The organism is Kitasatospora sp. NPDC054795, assembly GCF_053611565.1.
The window spans coordinates 1-24,718 of the sequence record NZ_JBSHAP010000136.1 but is presented as its reverse complement, the minus strand read 5'-3'; the positions used below and the strand labels follow the sequence as shown (position 1 = coordinate 24,718).

The following is a 24,718-nucleotide window of genomic DNA, read 5'->3' as shown; positions in this document are numbered from 1 at the left end:
GGGCCGCCCCCCCCCCGGGGGCGGCGGGCCCCGCCCCGGGGGGGGGGCGGGGTCCACCCCCCGGGCCCCCGGCCCCCCGCCGCTCGAACACCGCCCCGCCCGGACACCGTCCCGCCCGGACACCGTCCAGCTCGAACCCCTCGCTCAGGCCGCCCTGGCCCCGACCGCCGGGCGCTCCGCCGCCACCCCGGCCGGCGGCTCGGCGGCCTCGCCCTCGCCGGCACCCGAACCCGCCCCCGCATCCGCATCCTGGGCCGCGTCCCCGTCCAGGGCCGCGCCGCCGACCACCCGCAGCCGCCACACCAGCAGCAGCACCAGCACCAGCACCCCGCCGGCCGACAGGAAGACCACGTCCACGGCGTCGGTGAAGCTGCGCACCGCGTGCTCGCGCGCGGCCCCGGTGAGCGTCCGGACGGCGCCCAGCGGTCGGCCCTGCTCGCCGTCCGCGAAGACCCTGGTCAGCACGGTGCCGAACACCGCCGCCCCCAGCGCGTTGCCGAGGTTCTGGAAGAACCGGATGCCGGTGGTCGCCACGCCCAGCTGGTGCACCGGCGCGGCCTGCTGCACCACCACGATCAGCTGGCCGATCAGCTGACCCAACCCGCAGCCCAGCAGGGCGAGTTCGGCCATCACCGCGGGCAGCGCGGTGGTCGGCCCGCTCAGGCCGAGCAGCAGCAGGGCGAGCGCCGCACAGCCCGCGCCGGCCAGCAGGAAGGTCCCCAGCGAGTGGCCCCGGGCGAGCAGCCGGCCGACGGCCAGGCCGGAGACCGTCATCCCGGCCGCCATCGGGATCAGGTACAGGCTGGCGGTGGTCGGGGCGACGCCCCGGGCGAGCTGGAGGTAGAGCATCACCTGGACGATCGCGCCGATCATGCCCATTCCGACCAGGCCCTGGATCGCGAAGCCCAGCCGCACCACCGGGATCCGGAACAGCGACAGCGGCAGCACCGGCGCGGCGGCGACGGCCTGGCGCCACAGGAAGAGGCCGAACGCGGCGAGCGTGCCGAAGGCCAGCCCGAGGATCACCGGGGATGTCCAGGCGTAGTCCTTGCCGCCCCACTCGGTGACCAGCAGCAGCCCGACCGCGAACGCCGCGGCCAGGGCGGAGCCGAGGAAGTCCAGGCCGCCGCGGCCGGTCGCCCTCGGCAGCCTGATCACCAGGGCGACACCGACCAGCACCACCAGGCAGAGCGGCAGATTGACGTAGAAGATCCAGCGCCAGCTGACGTGGTCGGCGAGCAGCCCCCCGACCAGCGGGCCGACCGACATGCCCAGTCCCGCGACGATCCCGCCCATGGCGCCGCCCTTGGCGTTGGCGCGCCCGTCCGGCTCCTTGAACTGGGCGATGACGACCATCGTGACGCTCATCAGCCCGCCGCCGCCGATGCCCTGGACGGCCCGGAAGGCGATCAGCTGGCCCATCGACTGCGCCGCTCCGCACAGCGCCGAACCGAGCGTGAAGGTGGCGACCGCCCCGAGGAGCACGCGCTTGGCGCCGTAGGAGTCGCACAGCTTGCCGTAGAGCGGCAGCAGCGCGGTGGCGGCGAGGGCGAACGCGCTGATCAGCCAGGGCAACCGGTCGACGCCGTGGACCGGGTCGAGGTCGCGGACGATCGGCACGGTGGCCGCCGAGACGATGTTCATGTCGAGCACGGCCAGCACGATCGTGACCAGGCAGAGCAGCATGCCCGCCTTGCGTCGGCCGGGTGTCATCGGCGCGGTGGCGTCGGGCGGTGCGGGTACGGCGGTGGCCATGGTCAAGTCCCCCCAGGGTCGGTCGAGTTCGCGTCGGGGCCGGGACGGCCGGCGGCGCGTCCTCACCATGGCAGCATTTTTGTACCCGGTCAATTCTTCATCCCGACCAATCTTTCAGCCCGGGCAATCTTTCATCCCGGCCAATCTTTCGGACCGGTCAATCTTTCGGACCGGTCAACATTTGAGCCTGGTACAGTCCCCGGCATGGCGATGCGACCCGCACAGGACCCCGGCTCCGACGTCGACCTGGACGCGCTCCCGCTGCGCGAGCGCAAGAAGCTCCAGACCGGCATGCGGATCTTCCGCACGGCCATCGCGCTGTTCACCGAGCGCGGCTTCGACCAGGTCTCGGTCGCGGAGATCGCCGCCGCCGCCGAGGTCTCCAAGATGACCGTCTTCAACTACTTCCCCACCAAGGAAGAGCTGGTCATGCGCCCGATGGAGCAGCACCTCGACGAGCCCGCCCGGGCGGTGCGCGACCGCGCCCCGGGCAGCTCCGCGGCGACTGCGCTGCGCGAACAGTTCCTCGCCGCGCTGGAACGCTTCGACCCGGCCTCCGGGCTGAACGACGACCGGATCGTGCTCGACGTGGTCCGGCTGATCCACCGCACCCCGGCACTGACCGCCCGGGCCACCCACGGCTTCGACCTGCTGGCGCACGCCGCGCTCTCCGCCGAACTGATCGCCCAGGACCCGGCCCACGACGAGCTCACCGCCCGGGTCGCCACCGCGCAGGCGCTGGCCGTCCGGGTCGCGCTGATCGCCGCCAACCACCGGCGGATGCTCGCCGGCGAGCGGGCCGCCGACGCCCTGCCCACCGCACTGGAGGAGGCCCGCCGCGCCTTCGCCCTGCTCGAAAACGGCCTCGGCGACTACTGCACCCGCGCCGCCTGAGAGAGTTGGCGCACCACGACCGACCGGAGGTGCGCATGGACCAGCCGCTGCTCACGCGGGACCGCTCCGCCCTGCCCGCGCAGGCCGAGGGCCTCAACGCGTACGTCGGCGAGGACGGCGTCGCCGTCCTGGAGTTCGCCCGCCCGCACCGCCGCAACGCGGTGACCCTGGCGATCTGGCAGGCGCTGCCCAAGGTGCTGGAGCAGCTGGCCGGCCACGAGGGCGTGCGCGTCCTGCTGCTCACCGGCGCCGGCAACACCTTCAGCGCGGGCGCGGACATCGCCGAACTCTCCGAGGTGTACGGCGATCCGGACCGCGCGGAGGCCTACCACGCGACCAACGTCGCCGCCGAGGAGGCGCTGGCGGCCTTCCCGCACCCGACCCTCGCCGTGGTGCACGGTGCCTGCGTCGGCGGCGGCTGCCAGCTCGCCGTCGCCTGCGACCTGCGGTTCGTCGCCGAGGACGCCCGGCTCGGGATCACCCCGGCCAAGCTCGGCGTGGTCTACTCGGCGGTGCCGACCGTACGACTGTCCCGGCTGATCGGCCCGGCCCGGGCCAAGTACCTGCTGTTCTCCGGCGAGTTGGTGGCCGGCCGGGACGCCCTGCCGCTGGGCCTCGCCGAGCGCGTCCTGCCGGATGCCGAGCTGGACGCCGCCGCACTGGACTTCGCCCGGGTGCTGACCCTCCGCTCGACCCAGACCATCGGCGCGGCCAAGGCCGTCCTGGACGCCCCGCCCGAGCGGGCGGACGAGGTCCTGGCCCCCTGGCTGCTCCGCGCCCGGGAGGGCTCGGACATCCGCGAGGGCCTGACGGCCTTCCTGGAGGGCCGCCCCGCCCGGTTCTGAGCCGGTCCCGCCACCGGGCCGGTCCGGCGGAGCCGGTCCGGCGAACGGGTCCGCACCCCCACCCGTACGATCGTCCGACCGGAACCCGTCCGCCCCGTCCGCCCCTTCACGCCCCGGAGCACCCACCCCGATGACGACCGAGGCCGAGGCCGCGCCCGCCGCCCCCACCAGCCGGACGATCTGGGCCCGCCGGATCACCGACGGCCTGGAGCCGAAGAACGTGATCGTCGCGCTGCTCCCGGTGCTGGGCGGCCTCCGCTACGGCCTGCCGGGCATCGGCTGGGCGCTGTTCGCCATCCTGTTCGCCGCCGTCGTCCCGACCCTGATCATCCGACACGGCATGCGCAAGGGCACCGTGGCGGACCGCCACGTCGGCCACCGGCAGCGCCGGCTGACCGTCTTCCCGCTCATCATGGGCTCGGTGCTGCTCAGCTTCGCGGTGATGATCGGACTGGACGCCCCGGCCGACCTGACCGCGCTGGTCCTGGCGATGTTCGCCTCGCTGGTCCCGATCCTGGTGATCACCGCCTGGTGGAAGGTCTCCGTCCACACCGCCGTGGCCACCGGCGCGGTGGTCTGCCTCGCCATCGCACTGGGCCCGCTCTGGCTGCTGCTCGCTCCACTGGTTCCGGCGATCGGCTGGTCCCGGGTGGTGCTGCGGGACCACACCACCGCGCAGACGGTCGTCGGCGCGGTGGTGGGCGCGCTCACCGCCGGGCTCACCTTCTGGCTGGCCCGCTGAGTCAGCGGATCGGCACCCCCGAGATCGCCCGGGCGATCACCAGCCGCTGGATCTCGCTGGTCCCCTCGAAGATCGAGTAGATCGCGCTGTCCCGGTGCATCCGCTCCACCGGGTACTCCCGGGTGAAGCCGTTGCCGCCGAGGATCTGCATCGCCTGCGCGGTCACGTACTTGGCGGTCTCACCGGCGTACAGCTTGGACATCGAGCCCTCGGCCGCCGTGAAGGGCTGGTTGTCGGCCGCCATCCAGGAGGCCCGCCACACCAGCAGCCGGGCCGCGTCGATCCGGGTCCTCATGTCGGCGAGCTGGAAGGCCACGCCCTGGTTGTCGATGATCGGCCGGCCGAACTGCTCGCGCGTCCTCGCGTAGTCCAGCGCCACCTCGTACGCGGCCCGGGCGATGCCGATCGCCTGCGCGCCGACGGCCGGGCGGGAGGCCTCGAAGGTGGCCATCGCCGCGTTGCCCCTGCCCCCCGGGCGCTTGACGCCCTCGCGGGCCCGGGCCAGGCGCTCGTCCAGCTTCTCCTTGCCGCCGAGCAGGCAGCTGCCGGGCACCCGGACGCCGTCCAGCACGACCTCGGCGGTGTGCGAGGCGCGGATGCCGTGCTTCTTGAACTTCTGGCCCTGGCACAGTCCGGGGGTGCCGGGCGGGACGACGAAGGACGCCTGGCCCTTCGCGCCGAGCGCCGGGTCGACGGTGGCGACCACCACGTGGACCGCGGCTATCCCGCCGTTGGTGGCCCAGGTCTTGGTGCCGTTCAGCACCCACTCGTCCGCGGCCTCGTCGTACACCGCCCGGGTGCGCAGCGCCGAGACGTCGGAGCCGGCGTCCGGCTCGGAGGAGCAGAAGGCCGCCACCTTGACGTCCTCCGGCGTGCCGAACATCTGCGGGGTCCAGGTGCCGATCTGCTCGTCGGTGCCGTTGGCCAGCACCGCGACGGCGGCCAGGGTGGTGCCGACGATGGACAGCCCGATGCCGGCGTCGCCCCAGAACAGTTCCTCCATGGCGATCGGGATGCCGACGCCGGAGGGGTCGAAGTACTGCTGGGCGTAGAAGTCCAGCGAGTAGATGCCCAGCTTGGCGGCCTCCTGGATGACCGGCCAGGGGGTCTCCTCGCGCTCGTCCCACTCGGCCGCGGCCGGGCGCATCACGTCGGCGGCGAAGCCGTGCAGCCAGTCGCGTACGGCGAGCTGGTCCGCGCCCGGGTCCAGCGAGAACGTGCTGCTCATGGTGCGTGCCTCCGAAGACGTGTGCGGCCGACCGGGGTGTTACCTCGGGTAACATCGTGGGAGTCTGCTACTGATTGGTAACCGGTGTCAACGCCCAGGCAGACCCCGCCGAACCCGATCCCGAGGAGCAGCGCATGTCCCGAGAGCCCCGCCGCGAGCAGCTGCTCAACGCCGCCGACCGGGTCATCCAGCGCGAGGGGCCGGGCGCCAGCATGAACGCCATCGCCGCCGAGGCCGGGATCACCAAACCGATCCTCTACCGCCACTTCGGCGACCGGAACGGCCTGATCAGAGCCCTGACCGAACGTCACACCGGCGGGCTGCTGGCCGCCGTCCGGGCCGCCCTCGCCGAGCCGCTGGAACGCCGCGACCGGGTCGAACACGTCCTGGACACCTACCTCGCCGGCATCGAGGCCCGCCCCCAGGTCTACCGGCTGCTCACCCACCCCGAGCCCGGCGACCCCAGCAGCGCGGGCAACGCGCTCGCCCCCGCGCTCAAGCAGATCGCCGAGGAGATCACCCGGGCCGTGCGGAGCCAGGTTGACCTCGGCGCCGACCGCGACCTGCTCGCCGAGGCCTGGGGCCGCGGCATCACCGGCATGGTGCTGGCCGCCGGGGACTGGTGGCTGGAGACCAGGCCCTGCTCCCGCACCCGGATGGTGCAGGCGCTGGCCGACCTGCTCTGGGGCCGGCTCGCCGCCGCCGCGGACCTGCCGACCGCCGTCCCGCCGACCGCGCCCGAGCCGACCGCCGACTGACGCCAGGTCACCCGGTCACCCGGTCGCCCGACAGCGTCCGCCGACCGAACTCTTGTGCCGCGCACGACAGTCCGGGCATCATCGGGCCCCACCCCCACCCCTGCCGTGCGAGGTCCCCGATGCGCCTGCGCCGCACCGCCGTCGCCCTGCTGCTCGCCGCCACCGCCGTCCTCACCGCCGTCCCGGCCTCGGCCCACGGCGGGCAGGCGGGCCGTTCCCCCGCCCCGGGCCGCTTCCCCACCGGCACGGTCACCGCCGCCGACGGCCGCACCGCCCTCACCGACGCCCAGGGCCGCCGCCTGCGGCTGCGCGGCTTCAACCTCGACAAGTACGCCGAGGCCACCCCCGCCGACCTCGACTCCGTCGCCGCCCAGGGCTTCACCCTGGTCCGGCTGCCGGTCTCCTGGACGAGGCTGGAGCCCGAGCGCGGCCGCCTCGACCCCGCCGAACTGCACCGCGTGCAGCGGCTCCTCGACCGGGCCGACCGGCTGGGCCTGCTGGTCCTGATCGACTTCCACCAGGACGTCTACGGGCCGAAGTTCGGCGGCGGCACCAACGGCGTGCCCGTCTGGGCCACCCGGGACGACGACCTGCCGTTCACTCCGGACCCGGACGACTGGTTCGCCGGCTACTTCCAGCCCGCCGTCCAGGCCGCCTTCCGGCACCTCTACGACGACCCCGACCTGCGCGCCTGGCAGGCCGACTTCTACACCCGGCTCGCCCGCGAACTGCGCGGCCACAGCTCACTGCTGGGCTACGACCTGTTCAACGAGCCGTTCGGCCCGGTGGACGGCGACCCGAGCGACCCGGCCGTGCTGGCCGCCGCCTCCGCCGCCCTGGAGCAGGGCCGGCTCGCCGACATGTACCGCCGCCTGATCACGGCCGTGCGCCGGGTCGACTCCCGCTCCTGGCTGTTCGTCGAGCCGACCGTGCTGGTCGGCCAGGGCGTGCCCACCCAACTGCCCGGCTTCGCCGACCCGCGCCCCGGCGCACCCCGGCTCGGCTACGCGCCGCACTTCTACGACACCGCGGTCGAGGGCGGCGCCGACTGGGACCCGGCCGGCGGCTTCGTGGAGCAGTACATTGCCGCGATCACCGGCTACCCGGCCGCCCACCGCCTGCCCGTCCTGGTCGGCGAGTGGGGCCCGCCGAACTCCCGCACCCCGGGCAACGCCGAGCTGGTCCGCCGTCAGGTCGCCGCGATGGACGGCTTCGCCGACGCCTGGACGATGTGGTACTGGTGCCGGGGCAACGGCGGCTACTGCGCGCTCGACCCGGCCGGACGCCCCGCCCCCGGCGACGAACCCGCCTTCGGCCCGTACCCGGTGGCCGTCGCGGGCACCGAGGTCCGGACGGCCGCCACCACCGTGGGCTGGCGCTCGGACGGCACCGGGCGCGGCAGCGAGATCCTGCTGCCCCCGGCCGCGTTCCCGCACGGGGCCGGTGTCACCGTCGCCCCCGCCGGCGCCCGGGTCGAGGTCGAACAGCCGACCGGGGGGCGGGCGGGAACCGTACGCGTCCGGCTCCCGCACGCCCCCCGGGGCACAACCGTGACGGTCACGCTCACCGCTCGATGAGCGGGCCGAGCGGGCCGAGCAGCGTGAACGTACCGAGCGGGACGGTCACGCCAGTCCCCGGCGGGCCAGCAGCGGCCCGGTCTCCGGCGCCCGGCCGACCACCGCGCGGAAGGACTCCAGCGGGTCCCGGCTGAACCCGCGCGCCAGCAGCTCCCGCCGGAACAGCTCGCCGCTCTCCCGCACCGGGCGCCCGTTGCCCTCGAACCACTGCACGGTGTCGGCGTCCAGCACCTCCGACCAGATGTACGCGTAGTACGCCGCGCTGTAGCCGCTGGAGAAGATGTGCTGGAAGTACGCCGTCCGGTAGCGCGGCGGGATCGCGTCCACCGCGATCCCGGCCGCCGCGAGCGCCCGCGCCTCGAACTCCTCGGCGTCCGCGATCTCCTCGCCCTCCGGCACGGTGTGCCAGGCCCAGTCCAGCAGCGTGGCCGCCAGGTACTCGACCGTCCGGAAGCCCTGCCCGAAGCCCTCGGCCGCCGTCATCCGCTCGACCAGCTCGGCCGGCAGCGGCTCCCCGGTCGCGTGGTGGCGGGCGTAGTTGGCCAGCACCTCGGGCCGGACCATCCACATCTCGTTGACCTGCGAGGGGAACTCGACGAAGTCCCGGGGCACCGAGGTGCCCGAGAACAGCGGGTAGCGCACGTCCGAGAACAGCCCGTGCAGCGCGTGCCCGAACTCGTGGAACAGCGTGCGCACCTCGTCCCAGTCCATCAGCACCGGCTCGCCGGGCGCCGGACGCGGGATGTTGAGGTTGTTCAGCACCACCGACCGCTGCCCGGTCAGCCCGGACTGGGAGACCAGCGCGTCCATCCAGGCGCCGCCGCGCTTGGACGCCCGGGCGTGGTAGTCGCCGATGAACAGGCCCAGCGGGCTGCCGTCCTCCTCGAACACCTCGAAGACCCGGGCGTCCGGGTGGTGGGCCGTCAGGTCCGCCCGCTCGGTGAAGCTCACCCCGTACGCCAGGTTCGCGGCGAAGAAGACGCCGTCCCGCAGCACCCGCTCCAGCTCGAAGTACGGGCGCAGCACCGCCGCGTCCACCTGGTAGGAGCTCTGCCGGACCTTCTCCGAGTAGTACGCCCAGTCGTGCGCGGCGAGCTCCCCGATCCCGTCCGCGGCGGCCGCCCGGGCCAGCTCCCCGGCCTCCCGCCGGGCCATCGCCACGGCCGGGCCGACCAGCCGGGACAGCAGGCCGGAGACCGCCTCGACGGTGCCGGACGTCTCGTCCGCCACCACGTACGCGGCGTGGCTCGGGTACCCCAGCAGCGCGGCCCGCTCGGCGCGCAGCGCGGCCGTCCGGATCGCCAGCGGGCCGTTGTCCTCGGCGCCCCGGCCGAGCGAGGCGGCCAGCAGCCGCTCGCGCACCGAGCGGTCGTCGAGCCGGGCCAGTTCGGCCTGGCCGGAGGTGCTCCGCAGGCTCAGCACGTAGCCGCCCGGGCGGCCGAGCACCCGGGCGTTCTCCGCGGCCCCGGCGACGGCGCCCTCGGACAGTCCGGCCAGTTCGTCGGCGGAGTCCAGCACCAGCGCGGCGGAGCGGGTGGCGGCGTTCACGTTCTGCTGGAACGTCGTTCCGAGCGCCGCGAGTTCGGCGTTCAGCTCGCGCAGCCGGGCCTGCTCGGCCGCGCCCAGCCGGGCACCGGAGCGCACGAAGGCGGTGTACCGGCGCTCCAGCAGCCGCAGCGACTCCGGGTCCAGTCCGAGCCCGGCGCGGGCCTCGTGGAGCGCCTCGATCCGGGCGAACAGCGCGAGGTCCAGGTGAATGGCGTCGTGGTGGACGGCGAGCAGCGGGCTGACCTTCGCCTCCACCTCGTCCAGCACGTCGGTGGTGTCCGAGGAGGACTGGTTGCGGAACACCGCGTCGACCCGGCGCAGCAGTTCCCCGGAGCGCTCCAGGGCCACCAGGGTGTTCTCGAAGGTCGGCAGGCTCCGGTCGGCGGTGATCGCCGCGATCTCGGCCAGCTGCTCGGCCATTCCCCGCTCGTACGCGGGCAGGTAGTGCTCCTCGCGGATCTCGGCGAACGGCGGGAGCTCGTAGACCAGCGGACTGGCCTGGAAGAACGGGTTCTCGGTCATTTCGCGAACCCTACGCCGTGTCACCCGCCCTGCCCACGCGGTTCTCCACCCCTGCGGAACGCCCGCCGGGGCCCGTCCCGCCGGGCGCCGCCGTGCCCGCCTGCCGCGCGTTGTCACACCCACCCGTTAACGTCGACGGCGCGGACCCGTCGGTCGCGGGCCGCCGCGCGCCCGCCCGCGGGCCCGCACCCCCCGTACCCGTCCCCGCACGCCCGACCGCGCGCCGGAGAGGAGCAGCCCCCGTGGCACCCAGGACCGCCCTCGCGCCCGACCCGCACGGCCCCGGCGGCCGGCTCCAGGCACTGGACGACGCGGGCGCCCCGCTCGGCCCGCCGGAGACCGTCCGCGACCTCGCCACCGCCGTCGCCGCCCGGGAGGCCGCCGACCATCCGCGCTGGGTCTGGGCCGCCACCGACTCCGGGTACGCCCCGCTGCTGCCGCACCTGCCCGACCGGCTCGCCCGCTGCCACGACCTGCGGCTGGTCGAGGCGCTGCTGCTGGCGCACGAGGGCCGGTTCGGCGCGCCCCGGTCGCTCGGCGCCGCCTGGGCCCGGCTGCGCGGCCTGCCCGTCCCGGCGGACCTGCCCGAACCGGGCCTGTCCGACGCCGACGACGGCCAGGACACCCTGTTCGCCCCCGACCGGCTGCAACTGCCGCCCGGCGCCGACCCGTTGGCGGCCGTGGTCGCCGTCCACGCCGAACAGCAGCGCCGGATCGCCGCCCTCGCCGACCCGGGCGCCCGGCAGCGGTTCCGGCTGCTGGTCGCCGCCGAGTCGGCCGGCGCCCTGGTGGCCGCCGAGATGGCCCACGACGGTCTGCCCTGGCGGGCCGACGTCCACGACCACCTGCTCACCGAGCTGCTCGGCCCCCGCCCGACCGTCCCCGGCGCCCAGCCCAGGATCCTCGCCGAGCTCGCCGTCGACCTCCAGCAGGCGCTCGGCGCCAAGCCCTTCAACCCCGACTCCCACACCCAGGTACTGCGCGCCTTCGCCGAGGCGGGCATCCAGCTCGGCTCCACCCGCTCCTGGGAGCTCAAGGGCATCGACCACCCGGCCGCGCAGCTGCTGGTCCGCTACAAGGAGCTGTCCCGGATCCACGTCGCGCACGGCTGGGCCTGGCAGGACGCCTGGGCCCGCGGCGGCCGCTTCCGGCCCGAGTACGTGGTCGGCGGCGTGGTCTCCGGCCGCTGGGCCAGCCGCGGCGGCGGCGCCCTGCAGATCCCGCGGATCCTGCGCCGCGCCGTGGTCGCCGACCCGGGCTGGCTGCTGGTCGTCGCCGACGCCGCCCAGCTGGAGCCCCGGGTGCTCGCCGCGCTCTCCCAGGACGCCGGACTGGCCCGCACCGCCGCCGGCGGCGACCTGTACGAGGCGCTCGCCGCCCACGCCTTCCAGGGCGACCGGGACAAGGCCAAGCTCGGCCTGCTCGGCGCCATGTACGGCCAGACCAGCGGCGACATCGGCCCGCTGCTCAACACCCTGCACCGCCGCTACCCGGCCGCGATGGGCTACGTCGAGGCCGCCGCCCGCACCGGTGAGGACGGCGGCGTGGTCGCCTCCCGGCTCGGCCGGGTCTGCCCGCCGGCCTCCGCCGACTTCCTCGACCTCACCGAGGGGGACGCCGCGGGCGAGGCCGGCGGCCGCACCGCCCGCGCCCGCGGCCGATTCACCCGCAACTTCGTCATCCAGGCCAGCGCCGCCGACTGGGCGCTGGCCCTGCTCGCCGCGCTGCGCCGCCGGCTGAACGACCTGCCGGCGTCCGGCCCGGCGGACCGCCCGCACCTGGTGTTCTTCCAGCACGACGAGGTGATCGTGCACACCCCGGCGAACCTCGCCGACGAGGTGGCCGCCGCCGTCGCCGAGGCGGCCGACGAGGCCCGCCGGCTGGTCTTCGGCGACACCCCGGTGCGCTTCCCGCTCAGCACGGCGGTGGTGGACTGCTACGCGGACGCCAAGTGAGCGGACGCCGAGTGAGCAGACGCCGAGTGAGCGGACGCCGAGTGAGCGGACGCCGGACGCTCAGAGCTTCCTGAACCCGCGCGCGTCCTCGGCCGCCGCGACCACCTCGGCCAGGTCCGCCCCGGTCGAGGCGGTGACGGCGGCGGCCACCGCGCCCTCCACGAACGGCGCGTCCGCCAGCCGCACGCCCGGGCGCGGCTCGTCCTCCAGCACCGTGACGGCGGTGAGCACCGAGCTGCCGAGGTCCGGCAGCACGACCACGCCCGCCCCGGCGTCGGCCCGCGCGATCGCCCCGGCGATCAGGTCGTAGCTGGTGCCGAGCCCGCCGTCCTCGGTGCCGCCCGCGACGACCACCCGCACGCCGTCCGGGGCGAGTTCGCCGAGCAGCTCGCGCAGCCCCTCCGCGAGCCGGGCGCTGTGCGAGACCAGAACAATGCCCACGTTCTCACTCATGCGGCCGACCCTACGGCCGGAACCGACTGCTCCGGGAGAGTGATCGGAATCCCGCGTGTCGCACCCCGTGCCCCCCACCCCCGTCTGGCGTAGCGTCGGGTCCACGGCATCGACCGCCGTGGCGTCCTCACCCCGGTCACCAAGGGAGCGAAGAGCGTTGAAGAAGCTGATCAACACCCCGGAGAGCGTCCTGGAGGACGCGCTGGCCGGAATCGCCGCCGCCCATCCGGAGCTGGCGGTGGACGTCCCCAACCGGGTGATCACCCGGGCCGCCCGCCCGGCCGGTCCCAAGGTCGCGCTGATCTCCGGCGGCGGCTCCGGCCACGAGCCGCTGCACGGCGGCTTCGTCGGCCCGGGCATGCTCGACGCCGCCTGCCCCGGCGAGGTGTTCACCTCGCCCGTCCCGGACCAGATGCTGGCGGCCGCCAAGGCCGTGGAGAACGGCGCCGGCGTGGTCTTCGTGGTGAAGAACTACACCGGCGACGTGATGAACTTCGAGCTCGCCGCCGAACTCGCCGCCGAGGAGGGCCTGGAGGTCCGCACCGTCCTGGTCAACGACGACGTCGCGGTCGAGGACTCCACCTGGACGGCCGGGCGCCGGGGCACCGGCGCGACCGTGCTGGTGGAGAAGACCGCCGGCGCGCTGGCCGAGCGCGGAGCCCCGCTGGACGAGGTCGCCGCCCTGGGCGAGCGGGTCAACGCCGCCTCCCGCTCCTTCGCGATCGCGCTCACCGCGGCCACCGTCCCGGCCGCCGGCAAGCCCGGCTTCGACCTGCCCGAGGACGAGATCGAGGTCGGCGTCGGCATCCACGGCGAGCCCGGCCGCCGGCGGGAGAAGCTCCGTCCGGCCCGCGAGCTGGCCGCCGAGGTGGTCGAGACCGTCCTGGCCGACCACCACCTGACCTCGGGCGACGAGGTGATCGCCCTGCTCAACGGCCTCGGCGCGACCCCGCTGCTGGAGCTGTACGTGGTCTACGGCGAGGTCGCCGCCAGGCTCGCCGAGCGCGGCATCACGGTGGCCCGCAGCCTGGTCGGCAACTACGTCACCAGCCTCGACATGGCGGGCTTCTCGCTCACCCTCACCAAGGCCGACGCCCAGCTGCTGGAACTCTGGGACGCCCCGGTCGACACCCCCGCCCTCAAGCGCTGAGCCGCACCGAAGGAGACCCGATGGACTTCGACACCCCGCTGGCCGAGGCCTGGATCCGAGCGATCGCCGCGGCCGTCGAGAAGGAGCAGTCCCGACTCACCGAGCTGGACTCCGCGATCGGCGACGGCGACCACGGCAGCAACCTCCGGCGCGGCTTCGCCGCCGCCCTGACCGCCCTGGAAGGCCTCCGGCCGGCCGGCCCCGGCGCCGTCCTCACCAGGACCGGCAGCACGCTCATCTCCAAGGTCGGCGGCGCCTCCGGCCCGCTCTACGGCAAGGCCTTCCGCGCCATCGGCGCCGCCCTGCCCGAACCGGCCGGTCCGGCCGACGTCGCCGAGGCCCTGTCGGCGGGCCTGGACGCCATCCGCCTCCTCGGCAAGGCCGAACCCGGCGACAAGACCATCGTGGACGCCTGGACCCCGGCCGTCGCCGCGTTCCGCGCGGCGGCCGCCACCGGCGCCGGACTCCCCGGGGCGGCCGCCGCGGCCGCCGACGCCGCCGGGCAGGGCGCCCGCGACACCGTCCCCCTCCGGGCCCGCAAGGGCCGCGCCTCCTACCTGGGCGAACGCAGCATCGGCCACCAGGACCCGGGTGCCACCTCCACGGCCCTCGTCTTCCGCGCCCTCGCCGACGTCACCGCCGCCTGAGCGCCGTCCCTCACCCGTCCGTCCGCGCGATCAGCAGGAGCAACGCGTCGTCCCGCAGCTCCCCGCCGGTGTGCACCAGCAGGTCCGCGTACACCCGGCCCACCGCGGCCTCCAGTTCCCCCTCCGAGCGCGCGGCTCCCCGCACCAGCGGCCCGACCCGCTCCGCCAGCGGGTAGAACTCCCCGCTCGTGCGGTGCCGCGCCTCGATCACCCCGTCCGTGCAGAGCACCAGCACGTCCTCCTCGCCGAACGGCTGCCGCCAGGTGGTCGGTTCCCCCGTCGCCAGCCGGCCGAGGCCCAGCGGCACCCAGGGGTCGGGCGCGTGCAGGACCTGCGCCCGCCCCTCGGGGTCCACCCGGATCGGCGGCACGTGGCCGTACTGCAGCAGTTCCATCGCGCCCGGCGTACGGAACTCCGCGAACAGTGCCGTGGTGAACTCCCCGTCCGGCACGTGCCGTTCGACGCTGGCCTCGATCCGCGCCGCGACGCCCCGCAGCCCGGCCTCGTCGTACGCCGCCTCGCGGAACGCGCCCAGCACCACGGCCGCGGTCTGCACCGCCGCCAGTCCCTTGCCCCGGACGTCCCCGACCGCGACCCGGGTGCCGTGCGGCGTCTCCAGCACCGAGTACAGGTCGCCGCCGATCCGTGAGGCGTCCGCCGCCGACACGTACCGCACCGCGAGCCGCAGCGGTCCGACGGTCGGCCCGGGCAGTTGCAGCAGCGCCCGCTGGGCTGCCTCGGCGACGGAGCTGACGGCCGCGAAGGCCGCCGCGCGCCGCATCCGGATCTTGGCGACCCAGGCCGAGAACAGCGTCAGGACGACGTAGCTGACCATCGCCCCGTACAGGAAGCGGGCGTCGTTGATGTTGTCGACCTCGTCGTAGTGGCTGAGCCCGAACACGGTGACCAGCCCGAAGGAGCAGACCAGGAGCAGCTCGCGGGGTTTCAGGGTCAGCGCCGCGACGGTCGGCACCACGGTCATCAGCGGGGCCAGGTAGCGGTCCTTGCCGGAGAGGAAGTCCGCGAGCCCGACCAGCAGGACGGCGATCAGCGCGGGCGTGGCGCGCCGCCAGAACGGGACGTCCTGGAGGTCGGCGGCGAGCAGGGCGCCGCGCTGCCGGTCCGGCGGCAGTCCGGCTGCCGTGGGGGCCGAGGGAGACTGGGCGCGGCGGAGCGGAAACACATATCGAACATAAGGGACGATCACGGAGGAGGCCCGACCGGCCCGGTTCCCCGCGCTGCGGAGCATTCCGCCCCGCCGTCTCCGGGAATACCCTGGAGGGGTATGGTGTTGTCGCAAGAGTCGTTGCCAGCGCCGCGTCCCGGACGAACACCCGGGCCGCCCGGACCTCCCGGAGGCCTCCGATGTCCACCACCATCACCTACACCGTGTCCGGCATGAGCTGCGGCCACTGCGAGAAGGCGATCAGTGAGGAGGTCTCCGCGCTGGCCGGGGTCACCGGGGTCGCCGCCGACTCCACGGCCGGTACCGTGACGATCTCCTCCGCCGCCCCGTTGGACGACGAGCAGGTGCGCGCCGCGATCGACGAGGCCGGCTACGAGCTGGTCGGCCGCAGCGCCTGACCCACCCGGCACGGTGGGGGCCGCCGCGGCGCCCCCGCCGGCCGCCCGACCGAGGAGCTGATCCGCATGAGCACGTCCACCCCGGACCTCGGGGCCCGGGACCGGGTCGAGCTGTCGATCGGCGGGATGACCTGCGCCTCCTGCGCCGCCCGGATCGAGAAGAAGCTCAACCGGATGGACGGCGTCGACGCCACCGTCAACTTCGCCACCGAGAAGGCCCGGGTCGACTTCGGCCCCGGCACCACGGTCGGGGAGCTGATCGCCACCGTCGAGCGCACCGGCTACACCGCCGAGGTCCCCCCGCCGCCGACGCCCGCCGCCCCCGAACCCGAGCGGACCGCTCCGACCGGACGCCCCGACACCCTGCGGGACCGGCTGCTGATCAGCACCGTCCTCAGCGTCCCGGTGGTCCTGCTGTCGATGGTGCCGGCCCTCCAGTTCGACAACTGGCAGTGGCTGGCCTTCGCACTCACCGGCCCGGTCGTGTTCTACGGCGGCCTGCCCTTCCACCGCGCCGCCTGGACCAACCTGCGGCACGGCGCCGCCACCATGGACACCCTGGTCTCGCTCGGCACCCTGGCCGCCTTCGGCTGGTCCTGCTGGGCCCTGTTCCTGGGCCACGCCGGCCTGCCCGGGATGCACCACGACTTCTCGCTGTCCGTCGGCGACACCGACGCCTCCGCCACGCTCTACCTGGAGACCGCCGCCGCCGTCACCGTGCTGATCCTGCTCGGCCGCCACCTGGAGGCCCGCTCCAAGCGCCGGGCCGGCGCCGCGCTGCACGCCCTGCTCGACCTCGGCGCCAAGGACGTCGCCGTCCTGCGGGCGGGCCGGGAGGTACGGCTGCCGGTGGACCGGCTGACGGTCGGCACCCGCTTCGTGGTCCGCCCCGGCGAGAAGATCGCCACCGACGGCGTGGTGGTCGAGGGCGCCTCGGCCGTGGACGCCTCGATGCTCACCGGCGAGTCCGTCCCGGTCGAGGTCACCGTCGGCGACGCCGTCACCGGCGCCACGGTCAACGCGGGCGGGCGCCTGGTGGTCGAGGCCACCCGGGTCGGCGCCGACACCCGGCTGTCCCGGATGGCCCGGCTGGTCGAGGAGGCCCAGAACGGCAAGGCCGCCGCCCAGCGGCTGGCCGACCGGATCTCCGCCGTCTTCGTCCCGGTCGTCATCCTGATCGCCCTCGCCACCCTGGTGGTCTGGCTGCTGGCCACCGACAGCCCCACCGAGGCGTTCACCGCCGCCGTCGCCGTGCTGATCATCGCCTGCCCGTGCGCCCTGGGCCTGGCCACCCCGACCGCGCTCATGGTCGGCACCGGCCGCGGCGCCCAGCTCGGCATCCTGATCAAGGGCCCCGAGGTGCTGGAGACCACCCGCCGGGTCGACACCGTCGTCCTCGACAAGACCGGCACCGTCACCGCCGGCCGGATGGCCCTGGTCGCCGTGCACACCGCCGAGGGCGTGGACCGGGCCGAGGCGCTGCGCCTGGCCGGCGCCGTCGAGCACGCCTCCGAGCACCCGATCGCCCGGGCGGTCGCCGAGGCCGCCGCCGAGGCCGGCGAACTGCCCGCCGTCACGGACTTCCGCAACGTGCCCGGGCAGGGCGTGGAGGGGGTCGTGGCGGGCCGCACGGTGGTCGCCGGGCGTGCCGCCCTGCTGGCCGACCGCGCACAGCACCTGCCGCCCTCCCTGACCCGCGCCAGGTCCGCCGCCGAGGCGGCCGGCCGCACCGCGATCGCGGTCGGCTGGGACGGCGAGGCACGGGCCGTGCTGGAGGTCGCCGACGCGGTCAGGCCGACCAGCGCCGAGGCCATCGGCAAGCTGCGCGCACTGGGTCTGACCCCGGTGCTGCTCACCGGCGACAACCGGGCGGTGGCCGCGGCCGTGGCGGCCGAGGTCGGCATCGCGCCGGAGCACGTGTTCGCCGAGGTGCTCCCCGAGGACAAGGTCTCCACCGTCAAGCGGCTGCAGGCCGAGGGCAGGGTCGTCGCGATGGTCGGCGACGGCGTCAACGACGCCGCCGCGCTCGCCCAGGCCGACCTGGGCCTGGCCATGGGCACCGGCACCGACGCCGCCATCGAGGCCGGCGATCTCACCCTGGTCCGCGGCGACCTGCGCTCGGCGGCGGACGCCATCCGGCTCTCCCGCAGGACCCTGGGCACCATCAAGGGCAACCTGTTCTGGGCCTTCGGCTACAACGTGGCGGCGATCCCGCTGGCCGCGGCCGGCCTGCTCAACCCGGTGATCGCGGGGGCCGCGATGGCCTTCTCCTCGGTCTTCGTGGTCACCAACAGCCTGCGGCTGCGCCGCTTCCGGCCCGCCTGAGCCCGTACATGCGGCGGGCCTCGACCGGTCACCGGTCGGGGCCCGCCGTCCGTCTCGACGCCCGGCGGCTCAACGCCCCAGCAGCTCGCCGCCGTTGCAGTGCAGGATCTCGCCAGTGATGAACCCGGCCTCGGGCGAGGCCAGGAAGTGCACCGCCGCCGCGACCTCGCCGCTCTCGCCGATCCGCCCGAGCAGGGTGCGGGCGGCCCGGCGGGCGACCTCGGCCTCGTCCAGCCGCGGCCCGAAGAACTCGGTGCCCGCGACGGTGCCCGGCGCGACGATGTTGGCGGTGATGCCCGAGGTGCCCAACTGGGCGGCCAGGAAGTGGTTCCAGGCGTGCAGCGAGGCCTTCGCCGCGCCGTACGAGCCGGCCCCGCGCAGGGCGGCGATGGAGCTGACGGTGACCACCCGGCCGGAGCCCGGAGTGAGCCGGTCGCGGACCGACTCGGTGAGCAGCACCACGGTCAGCACGTTGCGCTCGAAGTCGCCGCGCCAGCGCGCCAGCAGGGCGTGCGGCCCGCCGCCGACCACGGTCTCGCGGCTGCCGGCGTTGTTGATCAGGACGTCGATGCGCTCGGGCAGTTCGGCGAGCGCGGCCTCGACGGCGTCCGGGTCGGCGAGGTCGCACACCAGCGGGGTGACGTTCGGCCCGAGGTCGGCCGCGGCCTTCTCCAGGACCTCCCGGCGGCGCCCCACGATCACCACGTGGTCGCCGGCCTCGACGAACCGCCGCGTGACTTCGTACCCGATTCCCGTGCCACCGCCGGTGACGACGACGTTCCTGGCCATCTGCGCACTCCCTCCCCAGTTCCGCCGTCGCGCGGCGAATGTGCGCGACGGTCCGTACCGGAATGCCACGATTCCTATCACGCTCGGTTGCCGTGACTGCGGGGAGGGTGACGTCCCGCGCGAGCGAAGGTGTGATATGGGCGTGGTACGACGCGCACACGGAGCGTGGCGAGAGGCAGCTCACACCCCCCGGGCGTAACTTCTCGCACCCTGATACGTCTTAGGTTGGTAGTGCGGCAGTTTTTCCGATGGGCGGGGACACACTGAACGGCAATGTGTCCCCGCGCTTCCAGGACTGTCGCCGACGGGGCTCCGGCGGGCCCCGGGAACGGTCGTCGAACCCGACGGCCTTCGCGCACGACGCCGGGGTTCTGGCGGGCCTGGGACGCTTTGAGCGGCCGTCTCCGGCTGCGGCCGACCCCGGAGTCGTGCGCCGTACGGTTCCGTCCCCGCGCGGGCCCTCGGGCGCGCCACCGGGACGCGAAGGGGCCCGGCCGCTCAACAGCGGCCGGGCCCCTCTCAGCTTCCGCGCGGGCCGGTGGTCGGCTCCGCTCCGGTCAGCGGGCGTCCAGCGGGACGTAGTCGCGGATCGCGGTGCCGGTGTAGATCTGGCGCGGACGGCCGATCCGGCTGGTCGGGTCGTTGATCATCTCGTGCCAGTGGGCGATCCAGCCCGGCAGCCGGCCGAGCGCGAACAGCACGGTGAACATGCTGGTCGGGAAGCCCATGGCGCGGTAGATCAGGCCGGTGTAGAAGTCCACGTTCGGGTACAGCTTGCGCGAGATGAAGAAGTCGTCCTTGAGGGCGTGCTCCTCCAGCTTGAGCGCGATGTCCAGCAGCTCGTCGCTCTTGCCGAGCTGGCCGAGGACCTCGTGCGCGAGCAGCTTGACCTGGGCGGCGCGCGGGTCGAAGGCCTTGTAGACCCGGTGACCGAAGCCCATCAGCTTGACGCCGGCTTCCTTGTTCTTCACCTTCGTGATGAAGGCGTCGACGTCGCCGCCGTCCTTCTGGATGCTCTCCAGCATCTCCAGCACGGCCTGGTTGGCGCCGCCGTGCAGCGGGCCCCACAGGGCCGAGATGCCGGCCGAGATCGAGGCGAACAGGTTGGCGTGGCTGGAGCCGACCAGGCGCACGGTGGACGTCGAGCAGTTCTGCTCGTGGTCCGCGTGCAGGATGAGCAGCTTGTCCAGCGCGTTGACGACGACCGGGTTGAGCTCGTAGTCCTCGGCGGGGACGGCGAAGGTCATCCGCAGGAAGTTCTCGACGTAGCTCAGGTCGTTGCGCGGGTAGACGAAGGGCTGGCCCATCGCCTTCTTGTACGCGTACGCGGCGATCGTCGGCAGCTTGGCGAGGAGGCGGACCGTCGACAGGTGGCGCTGGGCCGCGTCGAACGGGTTGTGGCTCTCCGGGTAGAACGTGGACAGCGCGCCGACGACCGAGGACAGCATGGCCATCGGGTGGGCGTCCCGCGGGAAGCCCTGGAAGAAGCGCTTGACGTCCTCGTGCAGCAGGGTGTGCTGGGTGATTTCGCGGTTGAACTCCGCCAGCTGGTCCGCGTTGGGCAGCTCGCCGTTGATCAGGAGGTACGCGGTCTCGATGAAGCCGCCATCGGAGGCGAGCTGCTCGATCGGGTAGCCGCGGTACCGCAGGATGCCGTTGTCACCGTCCACGAAGGTGATCGCGGACTTGTACGCGGCGGTGTTACCGAAGCCGTTGTCCAGGGTGACCAGGCCGGTCTGCGGGAGCAGCTTCGAGATGTCGAAGCCGGAGTTGCCCGCAGTGCTCTCGACGACGGGGTACTCGTACTCGCCGTCCTGGTACCTCAGTACTACCGAGTTGTCGCTCACGTCTTCCTCACCGACGAAATGAATCCTCTTCCAAGGTGCCCTGACTGTCTCTACCATCCCCCATCCGGAGGACAGTCGCGCACCCGGGGTGGCCCGAAAGGGCCCGCCCCTACAAAACCTGCCGCCGCAGCCGGTACGAACCGGACAAGATCGGCACCACCCTAGGCTCTGCCGTAAATCTCTTCACGTCAAGAGAACATTAGAGGCAACCATCCCGTTGGATAATCATCCAGCTGTCAGCCGATGGTCGAGCGCGGTGTGCCTCCGACCTGCACTGACGGCCCGGACCGCCTGCCCGATCGCCTTGCGTGACCCCACCAGCACCACCAGTTTCCTCGCCCTGGTCACAGCGGTGTAGAGCAGATTTCGCTGGAGCATCGTCCAAGCGGACATGGTGACCGGAATCACCACGACCGGGTACTCGCTGCCCTGCGAGCGGTGGATCGTCACCGCGTACGCGTGGGCCAGCTCGTCCAGTTCGTCGAAGTCGTACGACACCTCCTCGTCCTCGTCGGTGAGCACCGTCAGCCGCTGGTCGTCGACAGCCAGGGCGGTCACCACTCCCACTGTGCCGTTGAAGACACCGTTGCGCCCCTTGTCGTAGTTGTTGCGGATCTGGGTGACCTTGTCCCCCACCCTGAACGTGCGCCCGCCGAAACGGCGTTCGGCCAGCCCCTCCCGGGCCGGCGTCACCGCCGCCTGGAGCAGGGTGTTCAGGTTCCCCGCGCCGGCCGGGCCGCGGTGCATCGGCGCCAGCACCTGCACGTCCCGGCGCGGGTCGAAGCCGAACTTCTGCGGGATCCGGCGCGCCACCACGTCCACCGTCAGCCCGGCCGCCCGCTCCGCGTCGTCCTCGGCGAACAGGAAGAAGTCCGCCAGACCGTCCGTCAGCGGCGGCCTGCCCTCGTTGATCCGGTGCGCGTTGGTCACCACACCGGACTGCTGGGCCTGCCGGAAGATCCTGGTCAGCCGCACCGACGGGATCGGCCCGCCCTCGGCCAGCAGATCCCGCAGCACCTCCCCGGCGCCCACCGAGGGCAACTGGTCCACGTCCCCCACGAACAACAGGTGGGCCCCCGGCGGCACCGCCTTGACCAGCTTGTTCGCCAGGATCAGATCCAGCATCGAGGCCTCGTCGACCACCACCAGGTCCGCGTCCAGCGGCCGGTCCCGGTCGTACGCGGCGTCCCCGCCCGGCTTCAGCTCCAGCAGCCGGTGCACCGTCGAGGCCTCCACCCCGGTCAGCTCCGCCAGCCGCTTCGCCGCCCGGCCGGTCGGCGCCGCCAGCACCACCTTGGCCCGCTTCGCCAGCGCCAGCGTCACGATCGACTTCACCGTGAACGACTTGCCGCACCCCGGACCGCCCGTCAGCACCGCGACCTTCTCGGTCAACGCGAGCCGCACCGACTGCTCCTGCTCCGGCGCCAGTTCGGCCCCGGTCCGCTTCGCCAGCCACTCCAACGCCACCGGCCAGTCCACGTTCCCGAACCACGGCATCCGGTCCGCGTCCGACCGCAGCAGCCGGACCAACTGATTGGCCAGCGAGATCTCCGCCCGGTGGAACGGCACCAGGTACACCGCCGTCACCGGCTCGCCGCCCTCCCCCGGGAGCGCCTCGCGCACCACCCCCTCCGCCGCCACCAGCTCCGCCAGGCAGTCGATCACCAGCCCGACGTCCACCTGGAGCAGCTTCACCCCGTCCGCGATCAGCCGCTCCTCCGGCAGGAAGCAGTGCCCCTGGTCGGTGCTCTGCGACAGCGCGTACTGCAGGCCCGCCTTCACCCGCTCCGGACTGTCGTGCGGAATGCCCACCGCCTGGGCGATCCGGTCCGCCGTCAGGAAGCCGATGCCCCACACGTCCGAGGCCAGCCGGTAGGGCTCGTTGCGCACCACCCCGATCGAGCCGTCGCCGTACTGCTTGTAGATCCGCACGGCCAGCGAGGTGGACACCCCGACCCCCTGCAGGAAGACCATCACCTCCTTGATGGCCTTCTGCTCCTCCCAGGCCTCCGCGATCTTCTTCGTCCGCTTCGGCCCCAGCCCCGGCACCTCGATCAGCCGGCCCGGCTCGTTCTCGATCACCTCCAGGGTCTCCACCCCGAAGCGCTCCACGATCCGCTCGGCGAACCGCGGCCCGATCCCCTTGATCAGCCCCGAGCCCAGGTACCGCTGGATCCCCTGGACGGTGGCGGGCAGCACCGTGGTGTAGTTCTCCACCGTGAACTGCCGCCCGTACTGCGGGTGCGAACCCCACCGCCCGTGCAGCCGCAGCGACTCGCCGACCTGCGCCCCCAGCAGCGCGCCCACCACCGTCAGCAGGTCGTTCCCGCCCCGCCCGGTGTCCACCCGGGCCACCGTGTAGCCGGTCTCCTCGTTGGCATAGGTGATCCGCTCCAGCACGCCCTCGACCTGCGCGAGCTGGAGTGGCACCTGCTGCCCGGACTGCGCCGCCTGCTTGCTCACCGGACCCCCTTCGACCGGTACGGGTGGATCAATGCCGCTACGCACCGTACCGCCCCGTACCGACAGCCCCGGAACCGTTGCCTGCCGTGCACCGCCCCGGCCGAGGTGCCAGGCTGGGAGGAACCGAGGGGGACCGCCGTCGACCGCGCCCGCCCGGGCCCCGTCCGAGGAGCAGTGCCGCCATGCTCAACACCGACTTCCGCCCCGGCTCCCCCGACTGGCTCGACCTGAGCAGCCCCGACACCCGCGCGTCCGTCGACTTCTACACCACGCTGTTCGGCTGGACCTTCGACTCCGCCGGCCCCGAGGCCGGCGGCTACGGCTTCTTCCAGCTCGACGGCCGGACCGTCGCCGCCCTCGGCCCGCTCCCCGACGAGGCGACCCCGCCCGGCTGGACGCTCTACTTCGCCACCGAGGACGCCGACCGCACCACCGCCCTGGTCGAACAGGCCGGCGGCCGCGTCCGGTACGCCCCCTTCGATGTCTTCACCGCGGGCCGGATGGCCGGCTGCACCGACCCGACCGGCGCCGACTTCGCCGTCTGGCAACCGCACGACACCCGCGGCCTGGACCTCGTCACCGAGGAGGGCAGCCTCTGCTGGGCCGAGTGCTACAGCGTCGACGCCGAACGCGCCAAGTCCTTCTACCGCGCCGTCTTCGACTGGCAGGAGCAGGACGTCCCGCTCGGCGAGGTGATGTACACCGTCCTCACCCCGGCCGGCGGCGGCACCGACGACGCCCACGGCGGCATCATGCAGCTCGGCCCCGAACACACCGCGCGCGGCACCGGCTCGCACTGGCTCCCCTACTTCGAGGTCCCCAACACCGACGCCAGCCTCGCCATCGCCGCCACCCTCGGCGCGACAGTACGGATCCCGGCCATGGACGTGCACGGCGTCGGCCGTCTGGCCCAACTGGTCGACCCGCACGGCGCCGTCTTCGCCGTCATCACCAGCACCAAGCCCGGGGAGTGACGGCCGATGGGGCCACGGCCCTTCAGAAGGGCCGTGAAGGGGTGCTACGGGCGTAGACAGGGTCTGGTGGCCCTCGCGCATGCTTCTAGTCTCTGATCATGACTGAAACGGCTGTTCTGACGATCCGACGGGCCACCGCCGACGACCTGCCGGCGATCGTGGCCATGCTGGCCGACGACCCGCTGGGCGCCACCCGCGAGAGCCCCGACGACCTCACCCCCTACCGTGCCGCCTTCGCCCGCCTCGACGGCGACCCCCACCAGCACCTGGTCGTCGCCGACCGGGCCGGCCGCACCGTAGGCACCCTGCAGCTCACCGTCGTCCCGGGCCTCTCCCGGGCCGGCGCCACCCGAACGATCATCGAGGGCGTCCGCATCCACGCCGAGGAACGCGGCAGCGGACTGGGCACCGACCTCATCCGCTGGGCCGTCGACCGCTCCCGGGAACTCGGCGCCGACCTCGTCCAGCTCACCTCCGACGCGACGCGCACGGACGCGCACCGCTTCTACGAGCGGCTCGGCTTCACGGCCTCGCACATCGGGTTCAAACTCAAGCTCTGACAATCGCCCGGAAACGCGAAGAACCCCCATCCGGATCCCGGATGGGGGTTCTTCTGAATAATTGTTCGGCGGCGTCCTACTCTCCCACAGGGTCCCCCCTGC

The 24,718-nt window shown here is 73.7% G+C and carries 20 protein-coding genes; 12 read left to right on the top strand and 8 right to left on the bottom strand.

Going from position 1 to position 24,718, the window contains the following annotated elements:
• Nucleotides 1–144: 144 nt before the first annotated feature.
• Nucleotides 145–1,755, bottom strand: a complete 1,611-nt coding sequence (locus ACWGJO_RS34570; RefSeq protein WP_452189709.1) for an MFS transporter — start codon at nt 1,753–1,755, stop codon at nt 145–147.
• A gap of 204 nt (nt 1,756–1,959) precedes the next feature.
• On the opposite strand from ACWGJO_RS34570, the gene ACWGJO_RS34565 reads away from it, so the two are divergent.
• From ACWGJO_RS34565 to ACWGJO_RS34555, 3 genes are all read left to right on the top strand, one after another.
• Nucleotides 1,960–2,649: a TetR family transcriptional regulator gene (locus ACWGJO_RS34565; protein ID WP_452189708.1), complete on the top strand. Its 690-nt coding sequence runs from the start codon at nt 1,960–1,962 to the stop codon at nt 2,647–2,649.
• A 35-nt stretch (nt 2,650–2,684) separates the two neighbouring features.
• Nucleotides 2,685–3,494 (top strand): enoyl-CoA hydratase/isomerase family protein, encoded by an 810-nt coding sequence (locus ACWGJO_RS34560; protein WP_359910578.1) that lies wholly within the window; start codon nt 2,685–2,687, stop codon nt 3,492–3,494.
• Nucleotides 3,495–3,624: 130 nt separating this feature from the next.
• On the top strand, nt 3,625–4,236 hold the full coding sequence (locus ACWGJO_RS34555; protein WP_387685405.1) for a phosphatase PAP2 family protein: 612 nt from the start codon (nt 3,625–3,627) through the stop codon (nt 4,234–4,236).
• Nucleotide 4,237: 1 nt separating this feature from the next.
• On the opposite strand, the gene ACWGJO_RS34550 is transcribed toward ACWGJO_RS34555, so the two are convergent.
• Complete coding sequence (locus ACWGJO_RS34550) at nt 4,238–5,464, bottom strand: acyl-CoA dehydrogenase family protein (protein ID WP_452189707.1); 1,227 nt, start codon at nt 5,462–5,464, stop codon at nt 4,238–4,240.
• Nucleotides 5,465–5,598: 134 nt separating this feature from the next.
• On the opposite strand from ACWGJO_RS34550, the gene ACWGJO_RS34545 reads away from it, so the two are divergent.
• Nucleotides 5,599–6,222 carry a TetR family transcriptional regulator gene (locus ACWGJO_RS34545; RefSeq protein ID WP_387685401.1) on the top strand — a complete coding sequence of 208 codons (624 nt, stop codon included), beginning with the start codon at nt 5,599–5,601 and terminating at the stop codon, nt 6,220–6,222.
• A 119-nt stretch (nt 6,223–6,341) separates the two neighbouring features.
• Nucleotides 6,342–7,799, top strand: a complete 1,458-nt coding sequence (locus tag ACWGJO_RS34540) for a cellulase family glycosylhydrolase (protein WP_452189706.1) — start codon at nt 6,342–6,344, stop codon at nt 7,797–7,799.
• A 45-nt stretch (nt 7,800–7,844) separates the two neighbouring features.
• Here the strand turns inward: ACWGJO_RS34540 and ACWGJO_RS34535 are convergent, their stop codons facing one another.
• Entirely contained in the window at nt 7,845–9,869 is a 2,025-nt protein-coding gene (locus ACWGJO_RS34535) for a M3 family metallopeptidase (protein ID WP_452189705.1), read from the bottom strand.
• A 242-nt stretch (nt 9,870–10,111) separates the two neighbouring features.
• Here ACWGJO_RS34535 and ACWGJO_RS34530 point away from each other — a divergent pair, with 242 nt between their 5' ends.
• Nucleotides 10,112–11,824, top strand: coding sequence for a bifunctional 3'-5' exonuclease/DNA polymerase (locus ACWGJO_RS34530; protein ID WP_452189704.1), 1,713 nt, complete (start codon nt 10,112–10,114; stop codon nt 11,822–11,824).
• 60 nt (nt 11,825–11,884) lie between these two features.
• Here the strand turns inward: ACWGJO_RS34530 and dhaM are convergent, their stop codons facing one another.
• Nucleotides 11,885–12,277, bottom strand: a complete 393-nt coding sequence (dhaM, locus tag ACWGJO_RS34525; protein WP_359910558.1) for a dihydroxyacetone kinase phosphoryl donor subunit DhaM — start codon at nt 12,275–12,277, stop codon at nt 11,885–11,887.
• A 157-nt stretch (nt 12,278–12,434) separates the two neighbouring features.
• On the opposite strand from dhaM, the gene dhaK reads away from it, so the two are divergent.
• Together dhaK and dhaL are read left to right on the top strand one after the other, a co-directional pair.
• Complete coding sequence (gene dhaK / locus ACWGJO_RS34520) at nt 12,435–13,427, top strand: dihydroxyacetone kinase subunit DhaK (RefSeq protein WP_452189703.1); 993 nt, start codon at nt 12,435–12,437, stop codon at nt 13,425–13,427.
• A 20-nt stretch (nt 13,428–13,447) separates the two neighbouring features.
• Nucleotides 13,448–14,074: a dihydroxyacetone kinase subunit DhaL gene (gene dhaL, locus ACWGJO_RS34515; RefSeq protein WP_452189702.1), complete on the top strand. Its 627-nt coding sequence runs from the start codon at nt 13,448–13,450 to the stop codon at nt 14,072–14,074.
• 10 nt (nt 14,075–14,084) lie between these two features.
• Here dhaL and ACWGJO_RS34510 read toward each other — a convergent pair whose 3' ends face one another.
• Complete coding sequence (locus ACWGJO_RS34510) at nt 14,085–15,257, bottom strand: PP2C family protein-serine/threonine phosphatase (protein WP_452189701.1); 1,173 nt, start codon at nt 15,255–15,257, stop codon at nt 14,085–14,087.
• A gap of 182 nt (nt 15,258–15,439) precedes the next feature.
• Here ACWGJO_RS34510 and ACWGJO_RS34505 point away from each other — a divergent pair, with 182 nt between their 5' ends.
• The gene (locus tag ACWGJO_RS34505) at nt 15,440–15,658 is read left to right on the top strand and encodes a heavy-metal-associated domain-containing protein (RefSeq protein WP_380550273.1); all 219 of its coding nucleotides are present in this window, start codon (nt 15,440–15,442) and stop codon (nt 15,656–15,658) included.
• Between the two features lie 66 nt (nt 15,659–15,724).
• Entirely contained in the window at nt 15,725–17,983 is a 2,259-nt protein-coding gene (locus tag ACWGJO_RS34500) for a heavy metal translocating P-type ATPase (protein WP_452189700.1), read from the top strand.
• A 69-nt stretch (nt 17,984–18,052) separates the two neighbouring features.
• On the opposite strand, the gene ACWGJO_RS34495 is transcribed toward ACWGJO_RS34500, so the two are convergent.
• The 3 genes from ACWGJO_RS34495 to recD2 form a co-directional block, all read right to left on the bottom strand.
• The gene (locus ACWGJO_RS34495) at nt 18,053–18,772 is read right to left on the bottom strand and encodes an SDR family NAD(P)-dependent oxidoreductase (RefSeq protein ID WP_380550267.1); all 720 of its coding nucleotides are present in this window, start codon (nt 18,770–18,772) and stop codon (nt 18,053–18,055) included.
• A 557-nt stretch (nt 18,773–19,329) separates the two neighbouring features.
• Nucleotides 19,330–20,619: a citrate synthase gene (locus ACWGJO_RS34490; RefSeq protein WP_359910538.1), complete on the bottom strand. Its 1,290-nt coding sequence runs from the start codon at nt 20,617–20,619 to the stop codon at nt 19,330–19,332.
• Between the two features lie 225 nt (nt 20,620–20,844).
• The gene (recD2, locus tag ACWGJO_RS34485; protein WP_452189699.1) at nt 20,845–23,082 is read right to left on the bottom strand and encodes an SF1B family DNA helicase RecD2; all 2,238 of its coding nucleotides are present in this window, start codon (nt 23,080–23,082) and stop codon (nt 20,845–20,847) included.
• A 182-nt stretch (nt 23,083–23,264) separates the two neighbouring features.
• Here recD2 and ACWGJO_RS34480 point away from each other — a divergent pair, with 182 nt between their 5' ends.
• Nucleotides 23,265–24,056, top strand: coding sequence for a VOC family protein (locus ACWGJO_RS34480; protein WP_359910533.1), 792 nt, complete (start codon nt 23,265–23,267; stop codon nt 24,054–24,056).
• A 98-nt stretch (nt 24,057–24,154) separates the two neighbouring features.
• Nucleotides 24,155–24,616, top strand: a complete 462-nt coding sequence (locus ACWGJO_RS34475) for an N-acetyltransferase family protein (RefSeq protein ID WP_452189698.1) — start codon at nt 24,155–24,157, stop codon at nt 24,614–24,616.
• Nucleotides 24,617–24,718: the final 102 nt, after the last annotated feature.